Below are 12,436 nucleotides of genomic sequence, written 5' to 3' on the forward strand. Positions count from 1 at the left end.
GACCGAAGACGAATCTGGAGGAAGCTGTGGCACGTAACGCTGAGAGTGTGGATCTGCTCAAGTGCTCCTTCTGTGGCAAGAGCCAGAAGCAGGTCAAGAAGCTCATCGCGGGACCCGGTGTCTACATCTGTGACGAGTGCATCGAGCTGTGCAACGAGATCGTCGATGAGGAGCTGGGTGAGTCCGGTGCCGGTGTCCCTCTTGAGCTGCCTAAGCCCCAGGAGATCTTCAACTTTCTCAACCAGTACGTCATTGGGCAGGAGGCGGCCAAGCGCGCCATGAGCGTGGCGGTCTACAACCACTACAAGCGCGTCCAGGTCAAGGAACGCTCCGTGGCTGAGGGTGACGGCCTGGAGCTGGGCAAGTCCAACATCCTCCTGCTGGGACCCACCGGAACCGGAAAGACCCACCTGGCCCGAACCCTGGCCCGCCTTCTGGACGTCCCCTTCGCCATTGTCGACGCCACCGCGCTGACCGAGGCCGGTTACGTCGGCGAGGACGTGGAGAACATCCTCCTCAAGCTCATCCAGGCCGCCGACGGCGACGTCAAGCGCGCGGAGAAGGGCATCATCTACATCGACGAGATCGACAAGATCGGTCGTAAGGCGGAGAACCCCTCCATCACCCGGGACGTCTCAGGTGAGGGTGTGCAGCAGGCGCTGCTCAAGATCATTGAGGGCACCACGGCCTCCGTGCCCCCGGGCGGGGGGCGCAAGCACCCGCATCAGGAGTTCCTGGAGATCGACACCACCAATATCCTCTTCATCGCCGCAGGAGCCTTCGCCGGGATCGAGGAGATCGTGCGCCAGCGCCAGCGCAAGGAGTCCGGGGCTCAGATGGTGGGCTTCGGGGCACAGCTGACCAGCAGCGCGGGATCTCAGGACATCTTCACCTCACCGGTACGTCCGGAGGACCTTCACAAGTTCGGTCTCATCCCCGAGTTCATCGGCCGTCTGCCCGTCATCGCCACCGTCCAGGACCTGGGTGTGCGCGAGCTCGTGCGCGTCATGACCGAGCCCAAGAACGCTCTGGTCTCCCAGTACCAGTACCTCTTCAGCCTCGACGGCGTCGAGCTGGAGCTGACCGACGCCGCCATCGAGGCGGTGGCCTCCCTCGCACTGGAGCGCAAGACCGGGGCTCGCGGACTGACCTCCATCGTCGAGGAGGTCCTGGGGCAGGCCATGTTCGAGGTCCCCTCGCTACCCGAGGTGGGGCGCGTCGTCGTCGACGCCGACGCCGTGAGAGGCACCGGGAAGCCCCGTTACCAGGCGGGCTCAGGCACACTCCGGTCAACCGCCAAGGCTGGCGAGCGGAGCCGGACCGCATGAGCGAGGGGCGGGTCGGCGTCCCTGCGCAGCTGGCCGTCTACCGAGCCACGATCGACAACCTCGATGCCGCTCTCGTCCACCTCCTGGCCGAGCGCTTCCGCTGCACCCAGCAAGTGGGACTGCTCAAGGCCCGCCTTGACCTGCCTCCGGCTGATCCTGGACGTGAGCGCCAGCAGGTCGCACGCCTGCGAGCGCTGGCCGAGGAGTCTGGGCTCGACCCGATCTTCGCTGAGAAGTTCTTCGCCTTCATCGTTGCCGAGGTCATTCAGCACCACGAGGAGATCCGCGACGGGCATGAGGCCGAGCTCGCCCGGTGAGCGGACCTGGCGGCGCCTACTGGCGCGACGTCGCAGGAGCGTACGCGAGACGCGGGGCAACCCGGAGAGCGGCTGAGCTCAACAGACTGTCGCAACAGCCCCTAGTCCTGCGACGGTGAGGCCGTGGTGCTGGGGACGAGCGGGGTACGCGTGTAGAGAGCATCGATCTCAGCCGCGAAGCGCTTCTCCGCCTCGGCGCGACGCACCTTGAGCGACGGCGTGAGCAGGCCGTTGGCCACTGTGAAGTCCGTGGGTAGCACCTCGAAGGTGCGAATCGACTCGGCCCGGGAGACCGCCTCGTTGGTCCGCGCCACGGCACGTTCCAGGGCGGCGCGCACTCGGGGGTCCTGAGCGGCGTCGACGACGGTCATCTCCTCCAACCCGTGGGAGGACAGCCACAGCGGCAGCATCTCAGCGTCCAGGGTGACGAGCGCCCCGACACATGGCCGGTTCTCGCCCACGACGAGTACCTGACTGACCAGCGGGTGCCCCCGGAGCCGATCCTCCAGAGGCGCCGGGGCGACGTTCTTGCCGCCGGCGGTGACGATGAGCTCCTTCTTGCGCCCGGTGATCCGCAAGAATCCCTCGGCGCCCTCGAAGGAGCCGATGTCACCGGTGCGCAGCCAGCCGTCATCGGTGAAGGCCTCGGCCGTGGCCTCGGGGTTGTTGTGGTAACCGGTGAAGGTGCCGATGCCTCGAACCAGGATCTCCCCGTCCCCATCGAGGCGGACCGCGCAGCCGGGAAGCGGCGTGCCGACGGTTCCGATCCGGGTGGCTTCAGGCAGATTGACACAGCAGGGCCCCATGGTCTCGGTCAGGCCGTAGCCCTCAAGGACGGTGACTCCAGCGCCACGGTAGAAGTGTCCCAGGCGCTCGCCCAGTGGGCCGCCCCCGGAGACGACATGCGTGACCTGCCCGCCCAGCACGGAGCGCAGGGTGGAGAAGACAAGACGGTCGAAGGCCGCGCGCTGGGCCTTCAACCTGCGGGACGGCCCCTCGGGCGTGTCCAGGGCCCGCGAGTAGGCGATGGCGGTCTTGGCCGCCAGACGGAAGACCTTCTGCTTGGCTCCGGTAGCCTTGGCATCGGCGGCGTTGTAGATCTTCTCAAAGACACGAGGCACGGCCAGAACCGCGGTGGGCCTGAAGGAGCCCAGGTCCGCCACCAGGTTGCGCACGTCGGGCACGTGTCCCAGCACGCCCGAGTGCGAGCACACGATCGCGATCTCCACGAACCGGCCGAGCACATGGGCCAGTGGCAGGAACAGCAGGAAACGGACCTCAGCCCCTCCTAGGACCTCGGGCACGTGCGGGCAGACGTTGACGCACAGGTGCACCAGGTTGCCGTGGCTCAGCTCGACTCCCTTGGGGCGGCCGGTGGTGCCCGAGGTGTAGACGATCGTGGCCAGGGACTGCGAGCTCAGGGCCGCGGTGCGCCGATCGAGCTCGCCGGCGTCCACGCCTCGGCCGGCCTCGATGAGTCCCAGCACGTCCTCGCGCTCCACGCACAGGACCTGCAGGTCCGACAGCTCGGGGACTGCGGTCGTCAGCGCTCCGACCATGGAGGCCATGGCCTCGTTCTCCACGACGATGAGCCTCACCCCGGCGTCGGTGAGAATCCACTGAGCCTGCTCAGCCGAGGAGGTCTCATAGACGGGCACCACCACCAGGCCCGCCTCCCAAGCGGCGAAGTCCAGCAGCGTCCACTCATACGAGGTGTGCGACATGATGCCGATGGCGTCGCCGGGCTCAAGGCCCTTTGCCACGAGGCCTGCGGCCACCTCGCGCACTTCGGCGCGGAAGGCGCTGGCGCTCATCTCTCGCCAGCGTCGCCCCAGCGGGGACGTGCGGGCGATGAGTCCGCCGTCGGGGTTGCGCCGCACGCGCTCGGCCAGTGCCCAGGGCGTCGTCATGCCGTCGTGAACCGGGATCCTCAGCTCGGTGGTGTGCTCCTGCGACGAGGCGGAGAAGACGGTGTCGGCCGGGGAGGTGGAGGCGTCGGTCATGGTGGCAAGTATGCCCGCCCCGAACGCTCGACGAGGTCTACTCCTGCGGTCCCTTGCGCGTGGACGAGTAGATCTCCGCGATGACGTCGGCGTGAGCCTCCATCACCGGGCCGCGCTTGACCTTGAGCGACGGGGTGAGCAGGCCGTTGGCCTCGGTGAAGTCGGTGGTGAGTACCCGGAAGGTGCGGATCGACTCGGCCCGAGAGACCGCGCGGTTCGTGCGTGCCACGGCCCGGTCCAGGGCGGCGAGCACCTGCGGGTGGGTGGAGGCCTCGACGACATCCATCGCGGGCAGCCCGTGGTTGCGCAGCCACTGGGGGAGCATCTCCTTGTCCAGCGTGATGAGCGCGGCGATGAAGGGCTCCCCGTCCCCGACGACGAGCACCTGGCTGATGAGCGGGTGCCCACGCAGCCGGTCCTCGAGCTGGGTGGGGGCGACGTTCTTGCCGCCGGCGGTGACGATGAGCTCCTTCTTGCGCCCGGTGATGCGCAGATAGCCGTCGTCGTCGAGTGTTCCGATGTCGCCGGTGCGGAACCATCCGTCGGCGGTGAAGGACTCGGCGGTGGCCTCGGGGTTGTTGTGATAGGTGGAGAACACTCCCAGACCCCGCACCTGGATCTCATCGTCCTCGCCGATGCGGATCTCGTTGCCGCACACGGGCGGACCAACGGTGCCGATCTTGTTGAGCCAGTCGGTGTTGACGCTGACCGGGCCGATTGTCTCGGTCAGGCCGTAGCCCTCCAGGATGACCAGTCCCAGTCCTCGGTAGAAGTGGCCCAGTCGCTGCCCCAGCGGGCCTCCTCCGGAGATGATGAAGCGGGCGTTGGGGCCCAGGAGCGCACGGATCTTGCGGAAGACCAGGCGATCGGCCACCGTGTGGGCCTGCCGCAGGCGACGCGAAGGCCCGTCGGGAGTGTCCAGGGCGCGTGAGTAGGAGATGGCGACCTTGGCGGCCCAGCGGAACAGCTTGAGCCTGGCGCCGCCTCCGGCCTTGGCATCGGCGGCGTTGTAGATCTTCTCCAGAACGCGGGGGACGGCCAGCACGTAGGAGGGAGCGAAGGACTGCATGTCCGGCAGGAGCGTCTTGACATCGGGGGTGTGCCCCAGCACGCCCTCTCCGGCCAGGGAGAGCAGCTGGAGGCAGCGCGCGTAGACGTGGGCCAGCGGCAGGAACAGCAGGAGACGCACGTGGTTGCCCCACAGCACCCCGGGCAGGTAACGCACCCCGTGGTAGGGGATGCCGACGGCGTTGCGGTGGGTGAGCTCCACGCCCTTGGGGCGACCTGTGGTGCCGGAGGTGTAGATGATGGAGTAGACGTCGTCGACCCTGAGGGCGTTGGAGCGCTGGTCCACCTGCGAGGGGCTGACGCCCGAGCCGGCCTGGACGATCGTGGTGATGGCGTCGGAGTCCAGGGCGAGGACGTCGACCGTGCGCCCGACGTCGGTGACGGCGCCGCGCACGAGCTCGGCCAGGGTGGTGCTCTCGGTGATCACCAGGCGGACGTCGGAGTCGGTGACGATCCACTCGACCTGCTCGACCGAGCTCGTCTCATAGATGGGTACGGAGACCAGGCCGGCACGGGCGATGGCCATGTCCAGCAGGAACCAGTCGTAGGAGGTGTGCGCCATGATGCCGACGGCGCTGCCCGCCTCGAAGCCCATGCCGATGAGGCCTGCGGCCACGTGCGTCACCTCCTCGCCGAAGGCGCGGGCCGAGACCTCCTGCCAGTCTCCTGACACGGAGGACTTGCGGGCCACGAGTGGTTTGTCGCCGCTGCGGGCGATGCGGTCGGCGAGTAGCCACGGAACCGACCAGTGCGCCTCGGGCTGGAAGGGGATCTCGGTGCCAGCGACACCGCCGGTCATGTGGTCGGGGTAGCGCGGCGGCCTGGTGCTGTTGCCGTGGGATGAGGAGGGGCGAGAGCTCACGGTTTCATTCTGTCAGGCCGTTCGGTGGGTGGCGCTCCGTTGAGGCGAGAGAACGGGAGGGTGGCTGTGGAGGTTTTCACAGCCCGTCTCAGGTGGTCTCATGGAGGTCACCTGAGAGGTGACCTCGGGTCCGCGGCGTCGGGGAAGGGGACCTGTTCCGATCGGGCCGAAGAAAACGAGTATGAAACGGATTGACCGACCGGTCACAGATGTGTAACGTGAGTCTCATGCCCAAGTCGACGCGCGTCGACACTGTGGATCCTTCCGGAACGGAGCCGGTGGGCTCCGAAACAGTTTCAAGGAGGAAACACGCATGACACCCCTACCCCGTCGTCAGTTCATCCAGGGCTCTGCCCTGGCGGCGGCGCTGGCCTCAATGGCGGCCTGCTCCACCTCCAGCGGGAACGACGACGGCCCCGTCACCTTTGAAGGCACCGGACCGATCACCTGGGTCCAGGGCAAGGACAACTCCGGCGGCAAGGTCCAGGCCAGGATCGATGAGTGGAACAAGTCCAACCCCGGCGAGAAGGTCAAGCTCATCGAGCTCTCCGCGGAGGCCGACCAGCAGCGCACGGCATTGGTCAATGCCGCCAGGATCAACTCCAACGCCTATGACGTCGTCTCCCTGGACAACGTCTGGGTCTCCGAGTTCGCCGCCAACCGGTGGGTGGTCGAGCTGCCCGAGGACGAGCTCAAGAACGACGACATCCTGGAACCTGTGTGGAAGACGGGCGTCTATAAGGACAAGCTCTTCGCCGTTCCGTTCCACACGGATGCCCCGGTGATGTTCTACCGCAAGGACTTCCTGAAGCAGGCCGGCGTCGCGGTTCCCAAGACCTGGGACGAGGTCAAGACCGCCATTGACAAGGTGCGGGCTCTGCCCGGTCACGAGAACATCGGCGGCTTCGGGGGACAGTTCGCCAAGTACGAGGGCCTGACCTGCTGCACCTCGGAGTTTATCCACACCGCTGGCGGTGGCTTCTACGACGCGGACAACCAAGTGATCGTTGACTCCGCCGAGTCGGTCGCCGGGCTGCAGTGGCTCATCGACGGCTTCTCCAAGGGCTACATCCCCAAGGCGTCCCTGGAGTGGAAGGAGGAGGACGGCCGCAACGCCTTCGAGGCGGGCGACCTCCTCTTCTACCGTCAGTGGCCCTACCAGTACGCCAACAACAAGAAGTCCCTGGGAACGGAGAAGTTCGACGTCGCCGCCCTGCCGAGCATCGACGGCAAGCCCTTCGTCTCCACGCTGGGTGGGCACAACTGCGCCATCACCAAGGGCTCCAAGAACAAGGCAACCGCTTTGAAGTTCGTCAAGTGGTGGATCAGCGAGGACTCCGAACGTTACCAACTGGAAACTCAGACACTCGCACCGATCTACGGGTCCCTCTACGACGACCCCGAGCTTCTCAAGGACTTCCCCTACCTGCCGATCCTCAAGAAGAGCCTCGAGAACGCCAAGAGCCGTCCTCAGGCCGTCTACTACGGAGACGTCACCGCCAACATCCAGGACAGCATCTACCCCGCGATCCAGCAGCCGGGGAGTAGGGCGGCCAAGGACATTATCGCCGGTCTGAGCAGCAGCCTGAAGAAGTTGGAGGGCTAAAGCCCCGGCACGGGGACCGCCTCAGGCAGCGCCCCTCGTGAACCCAGTCATGTCAGCTAGGACAGTCAAAAGGACGGTCAAAGGACAGTCATGAGTACAACGACGCACTCCGAACAAGTCGTCAATCACCAGTCCAAGAGCTCCAAGGCCCAGGCCCGTCTGGCCTGGTTGCTCATCTCACCTACGGTGCTGGTGCTGACTATCGTCATTCTTATCCCCATCGCCCAGTCCCTCTACCAGTCGCTCTTCGGGCGACCCCGCCTGGAGGACGACGGCTTCTTCTCCACGACCGAGCCCTTCGTGGGGCTGAAGAACTACACCGACATCTTCTCCAGCGCCGGGGAGAGGTTCTGGGTGGCCTTCTACAACACCACCCTCTTCGGCGTGGTCACCGTGGTTCTGGAGACCATTCTCGGTGTGGCCATGGCACTCATCATGCACAAGGCGATGAAGGGGCGCGGCATCGTACGCGCCTCCATCCTCGTCCCCTGGGCGATCCCCACCGCCGTCTCCGCCATCCTGTGGGGCTGGATCTTCAACCAGAACGGTGTTGCCAACGCGATCCTGGGCCAGCACGTCATGTGGGCCTCGGGGGATCTGAGCGCCAAGATGGCCATCATCATCGCTGACGTGTGGAAGACGGCGCCCTACATCGGGCTGCTCACCCTGGCAGGGCTCCAGCTCATTCCCGACGAGGTCTACGAGGCTGCCAAGATCGACGGTGCGACCGCCTGGAAGCGCTTCACCTCCATCACCCTGCCGCTGGTCAAGCCCGCGCTCGTTGTGGCCGTGGTCTTCCGGGCCCTGGACGCCCTGCGCATGTTCGACCTGCCCTACATCCTCATCGGCCCCAGGAAGAGCAGCGTGGAGACCCTTTCCATGCTGGTCCAGGACGAGAGCTCCAACTCCCGCTACGGCAGTGCCGCGGCCTACGCCCTCATCCTGTTCCTCTATGTCTTCGTCTTCGCCATCGCCTTCCTGAAGATCACTAACACCGACCTCAGTGGTAACGACGAGGCTCGGCGCAAGCGCAATGAGCGCAAGCTGCCGGTCAGCGCCTTCTTCAAGCGCTCCGGCTCCTCCTCCCCGGCCTCCCAGACGGCTACTGAAAGGAGCCAGCAGGCATGAGCACCTCCACCGCTGCACCGGTTCGCAAGACCAAGAGGGACTGGGGAAGCCTCTTCTCCACCGTCGGTATCGTCCTCATCGTCATCTATTGCCTGGCGCCCTTCTACTGGATGCTGGTCTCCTCCCTGCGCCCCGACAGTGAGATCTTCGAGAACAGCTGGTGGCCCCGCCACCCCTCCTTCGAGAACTATAAGGCGGTCTTCTCCTCGAAGAACGACTTCGCCGACGGCCTCATCAACTCCGTCATCGTCTCCGTCGTTGTAACGCTCGTGGCGCTGGCCGTGGCGACCTTCACCGCTTACGCCTTGGCGCGCCTCGACTTCCGGGGCAAGGGCGTGCTCATGCTCCTCATCATCGCCACCTCGATGTTCCCGCTCGTGGCCATCATCGTGCCCCTGCTGAAGAACTTCGCCGCCTGGGGCTGGACGGACACCTACCAGGCGATGATCATCCCGGACCTGTCCTTCTCCCTGCCGCTGGCGGTGTGGAACCTGACGAGTTTCTTCAGGCAGATGCCCCAGGAGCTTGAGCAGTCCGCCATGGTTGACGGATGCACCCCCGGCCAGGCATTCCGCAAGGTCATCCTCCCTCTGGCCGCGCCGGGCATCTTCACCACCGCCATCATCATCTTCATCGGCGCCTGGAACGAGTTCCTTGTGGCCGTCACGATGATCATCAAACCCTCGATGCAGCCGGCCACGGTGCTGCTGTCGAAGTTCACCGGGGACTCCCAGTTCAACACGCCCTTCGGCTCCCAGATGGCGGCCGGCGTCATCATGACGCTGCCGCTGGTGCTCATGGTGCTCTTCTTCCAGCGCCGCATCGTGGCGGGTCTGGCCGCCGGTGGACTCAAGCAGTAGTGCCGGCGCGCCCAGAGCTCGGATCACTGTAGGGTTCGTTCGCCACAGGCTCTCTGCGGGGCGGCGGCACCGCGCCGCCCCGCAGAGGATGTCTGCGACTCCCGCCGGCTCTTAGGGGCATCTTTCTCTGCATGTCTCTGCTCTCCTCCTTCCTCCTTCTCTCTCACCTCGCCGCAACGCTGCGGCCCGACCAGGATCCGCCCATGACCTTGACCAGTTCCTGCTTTCAGGGCCTCGCGCCGCGCACAGACACCGATGCCTGGTGGCGCGACGCTGTTATCTACCAGATCTATCCCCGTTCCTTCGCCGACGCCAACGGTGACGGGATCGGCGACATCCAGGGCATCCGCGAGCACGTCGACTACCTGGCCGCGCTCGGCGTCGACGCCGTGTGGCTCTCGCCCTTCTACCCCTCACCGCAGGTCGACGCCGGATACGACGTCTCCGACTACTTCTCCCTGGACCCCGAGTACGGCACGCTGGCGGAGCTCGACGCGCTCATCTCCGACCTGCACGATGTCGGCATCCGGGTGGTCATCGACCTGGTCCCCAACCACTCCTCCGACCAGCACGAATGGTTCCGCGCCGCCCTGGAGGCCGGGCCCGGTTCGCCCGAGCGCGACCGCTACATCTTCCGCCACAGCGCCGACGGCGCCCCGAACAACTGGGGCTCACTCTTCGGCGGACCCGCCTGGCAGCCGGTCGAGCCGCTCACCGGCCGCAGCCAGGACCAGGACTGGTACTACCTCCACCTGTTCGCGGCCGAGCAGCCAGACTTCAACTGGTCCAACGAGGACGTCCATGAGCACTTCCGCACCTTCCTGCGCTTCTGGGTGGAACGCGGTATCGACGGGTTCCGCGTCGACGTCGCCCACGGACTGGTCAAGGCCGAGGGGCTGCCCGACGACGATCTCGGTCCGGACCGGTGGAACGTCGTCGCCGCAGAAGGCGAGGACGCTGCCGCCGCCCGTGACAAGCTGCCCGATGTCGGCCCCGCCTTCAATCAGCCCGGGGTCCATGACATCTACCGCGAGTGGCGCAGCGTCCTGAACGAGGTCGGTACGGACATCCTCTTAGTCGCCGAGGCCTGGGTGCCCACCGAAGCGGATGCCGCCCTGTACGTGCGCGCCGACGAGATGAGCCAGGCCTTCAACTTCCCCTTCCTGGGCGCCGGGTGGGACGCTGCTGAGCTGCGCCGCGTCATCGATGTCTCCCTGAGCGAGTACGGGGCCGTCGGGGCCCCGGCCACCTGGGTGCTGTCCAACCACGACGTCGTGCGCCACGCCTCCCGCCTGGCCTACCCCGCCGAGATGGACACCGATCCCGGGATCGGGCCGAAGGACCCCCAGCCCGACGCCGAGCTCGGCCTGGCCCGGGCTCGCGCCGTCACCCTGTTCATGCTGGGCCTGCCCGGCAGCGCCTACCTCTACCAAGGTGAGGAGCTGGGACTGCCCGAGCACACCACCATGGAGGACGAGGCCCGCCAGGACCCCCTGTGGGAGCGCACCAACCACCTCGTGACGGGGCGTGACGGCTGCCGGGTTCCCCTGCCCTGGACACGGGACGGGGTCTCCTACGGTTACAGCACCACCGGCCGCACCTGGCTGCCCCAGCCCGAGGGGTGGGGCAGCTACTCGCCCGAGGCCCAGGAGGGACACGCGGACTCCACCCTCAGCCTGTACCGGAGGGCCATCGCCCTGCGCCGAGAGCGCCGGCTCGGGCGTGGTTCAGTGGAGTGGCTTCCGGCTGAGCTCGGGGTCCTGCACCTGCGCAACGGCAGCACCGGCGTCGCCCTCAACACCACCGAGCAGCCGGTGACTCTCAAGGGCTCCGGTAGCCTGCTGCTCACCTCCTGGCACCAGGATGACAGGGGTGATGCGGGCGCCGTCGTCCTGCCGCCCAATGGTGCCTGCTGGCTGGAGCTACCCGCAGGAGGACCCGATGGCGGCGACCCGCGCTGACGTGGCCAGGGCAGCGGGTGTATCGCCCTCGACCGTCACCTACGTCCTGTCCGGCCAGCGCTCGACGCGCTCGAGCACACGGGAACGGGTCATGCGGGCTGTGCGTGAGCTCGACTACCACCCCAATATCGCCGCCCGTTCACTGGCCTCGCCGGGGCTGCGCACCGCAGGGGTGCTGTTCCGACGGCAACGCTCGACCATTGACGCCAACGACCTCGACTACGTCGACGGAGTGCGCCGGGCCCTGGAACCCAGTGGGATCCAGGTCGTCATCCCGGTCATGACCTCCTCGGCACCGCTGATCGAGCTGCGCTCGCTCGTGCGCTCGGGCTCCCTGGGCGGTGTTGTCCTCATGGACGTGGCTCAGGGTGATGAGCGGGAAGCGATGCTCCTGGATGAGGAGATCCCCACCGTCCTCATCGGATCCTCTGGTCGTGCCGTTGGGGCGCCGGGTGTCGATACCGACTTCGTCCAGATGGCGCACGCATCCGTGGAGCACCTGGCCGGGCTCGGGCACCGGCGCATCATCGCGCTCATGCGGGAGACCGCCCACGACGACGCCCACGCGCGCCAGGACCAGGCCCATGAGCTTCTGCGTGCCGCGGGTGATCTGGGGGTGGATGTCCTGGTGCGCCAGGTGCCGGAGCTGGCGCTGGCCGGCGGTGACATCGTGGGAGCCGATGGTCTGGTGGAGGGGTGCAGCGCCGTCATCTCCAACAACCCGGCTGCCGTGGTGGGGCTCGCCTGTGCGGCGCAGGCCCACGGGCTCTCCATTCCCGCCGACCTGTCCGTGCTCACCCTCGGGGTCACGGAGTGCCGCGGACGGCAGGGGGAATCCTTCAGTGAGCTCAGCGTGGACCGTGAGGCGATGGGGGCCGCAGTGGGCTCTCTGCTTCTGGCGCGCCTGAGGGGAAAACCGGATCCGGTGGAGCGTCGGACGCTCATGCCCGCCTTCCTCAGGGACCGTGGGTCCACGGCGCGCTTCCGGAGCTGAGGAGCAGATGCGAAACCACCCGGATCGTCGCACGATCTGTCAGACTCGACGGTGAGCGTGCGGCATTGAAGGAGAAGGGATGACGCTGAGCAGAACCCGCGTGGTCGACACTCTGATCGTCCTTCTGACCGTGGCCGTGGTCGGTCTGAGTATTCTCCCGTGGCTGGTCCCTAGAGTCCAGGAGTCGATGCGGGGGCACCCCGACTCCGGCCGCGTCCTGGCGGCGATGAAGGCGCATCAGGCGGTGATCGACGCCGAGCGGACCGATGCGGAGGCCTCCACTGGGGCCTCCCCGCCTATGCGAGCCGA

At 66.7% G+C, this 12,436-nt stretch carries 9 protein-coding genes and 1 pseudogene; 8 read left to right on the forward strand and 2 right to left on the reverse strand.

Going from position 1 to position 12,436, the window contains the following annotated elements; genetic code table 11:
* Nucleotides 1-26 precede the first annotated feature (26 nt).
* Both clpX and BKH33_RS00560 read left to right on the forward strand, forming a co-directional pair.
* A complete protein-coding gene (gene clpX / locus BKH33_RS00555) occupies nucleotides 27-1,328 on the forward strand; it encodes an ATP-dependent Clp protease ATP-binding subunit ClpX (protein ID WP_003784412.1) in 1,302 nt (433 codons plus the stop codon).
* Nucleotides 1,325-1,645 carry a chorismate mutase gene (locus BKH33_RS00560; protein ID WP_003784428.1) on the forward strand — a complete coding sequence of 107 codons (321 nt, stop codon included), beginning with the start codon at nucleotides 1,325-1,327 and terminating at the stop codon, nucleotides 1,643-1,645. Before clpX ends, BKH33_RS00560 begins: the two co-directional genes overlap by 4 nt.
* Before the next feature lie 101 nt (nucleotides 1,646-1,746).
* Here BKH33_RS00560 and BKH33_RS00565 read toward each other — a convergent pair whose 3' ends face one another.
* A complete protein-coding gene (locus BKH33_RS00565) occupies nucleotides 1,747-3,648 on the reverse strand; it encodes an AMP-dependent synthetase/ligase (RefSeq protein ID WP_076078652.1) in 1,902 nt (633 codons plus the stop codon).
* A 37-nt stretch (nucleotides 3,649-3,685) separates the two neighbouring features.
* A complete protein-coding gene (locus tag BKH33_RS00570; RefSeq protein WP_003781690.1) occupies nucleotides 3,686-5,578 on the reverse strand; it encodes an AMP-dependent synthetase/ligase in 1,893 nt (630 codons plus the stop codon).
* A gap of 313 nt (nucleotides 5,579-5,891) precedes the next feature.
* Here BKH33_RS00570 and BKH33_RS00575 point away from each other — a divergent pair, with 313 nt between their 5' ends.
* The 6 genes and pseudogenes from BKH33_RS00575 to BKH33_RS00600 form a co-directional block, all read left to right on the forward strand.
* A complete protein-coding gene (locus BKH33_RS00575; protein WP_003781683.1) occupies nucleotides 5,892-7,184 on the forward strand; it encodes an ABC transporter substrate-binding protein in 1,293 nt (430 codons plus the stop codon).
* 90 nt (nucleotides 7,185-7,274) lie between these two features.
* Nucleotides 7,275-8,312, forward strand: a complete 1,038-nt coding sequence (locus BKH33_RS00580) for a carbohydrate ABC transporter permease (protein WP_003781693.1) — start codon at nucleotides 7,275-7,277, stop codon at nucleotides 8,310-8,312.
* The gene (locus BKH33_RS00585) at nucleotides 8,309-9,172 is read left to right on the forward strand and encodes a carbohydrate ABC transporter permease (RefSeq protein ID WP_003781696.1); all 864 of its coding nucleotides are present in this window, start codon (nucleotides 8,309-8,311) and stop codon (nucleotides 9,170-9,172) included. The genes BKH33_RS00580 and BKH33_RS00585 overlap by 4 nt, the downstream gene beginning before the upstream one ends.
* Before the next feature lie 203 nt (nucleotides 9,173-9,375).
* Entirely contained in the window at nucleotides 9,376-11,133 is a 1,758-nt protein-coding gene (locus BKH33_RS00590) for a glycoside hydrolase family 13 protein (RefSeq protein WP_076142430.1), read from the forward strand.
* Nucleotides 11,114-12,127 carry a LacI family DNA-binding transcriptional regulator gene (locus BKH33_RS00595; RefSeq protein ID WP_003781685.1) on the forward strand — a complete coding sequence of 338 codons (1,014 nt, stop codon included), beginning with the start codon at nucleotides 11,114-11,116 and terminating at the stop codon, nucleotides 12,125-12,127. The genes BKH33_RS00590 and BKH33_RS00595 overlap by 20 nt, the downstream gene beginning before the upstream one ends.
* Before the next feature lie 79 nt (nucleotides 12,128-12,206).
* Nucleotides 12,207-12,436: pseudogene (locus BKH33_RS00600) on the forward strand (hypothetical protein); the annotation flags it as partial.

The sequence above is a fragment of the Actinomyces naeslundii genome (genome assembly GCF_001956585.1).
Classification (GTDB): Bacteria; Actinomycetota; Actinomycetes; order Actinomycetales; family Actinomycetaceae; genus Actinomyces; species Actinomyces naeslundii.

Excerpts from the sequence above, each read along its gene's own strand:
- BKH33_RS00560 (WP_003784428.1), top strand. The coding sequence starts at position 1,325 with ATGAGCGAGGGGCGGGTCGGCGTCCCTGCGCAGCTGGCCGTCTACCGA.
- BKH33_RS00565 (WP_076078652.1), bottom strand. The coding sequence starts at position 3,648 with ATGACCGACGCCTCCACCTCCCCGGCCGACACCGTCTTCTCCGCCTCG.
- BKH33_RS00575 (WP_003781683.1), top strand. The coding sequence starts at position 5,892 with ATGACACCCCTACCCCGTCGTCAGTTCATCCAGGGCTCTGCCCTGGCG.
- BKH33_RS00580 (WP_003781693.1), top strand. The coding sequence starts at position 7,275 with ATGAGTACAACGACGCACTCCGAACAAGTCGTCAATCACCAGTCCAAG.
- BKH33_RS00585 (WP_003781696.1), top strand. The coding sequence starts at position 8,309 with ATGAGCACCTCCACCGCTGCACCGGTTCGCAAGACCAAGAGGGACTGG.
- BKH33_RS00590 (WP_076142430.1), top strand. The coding sequence starts at position 9,376 with ATGACCTTGACCAGTTCCTGCTTTCAGGGCCTCGCGCCGCGCACAGAC.
- BKH33_RS00595 (WP_003781685.1), top strand. The coding sequence starts at position 11,114 with ATGGCGGCGACCCGCGCTGACGTGGCCAGGGCAGCGGGTGTATCGCCC.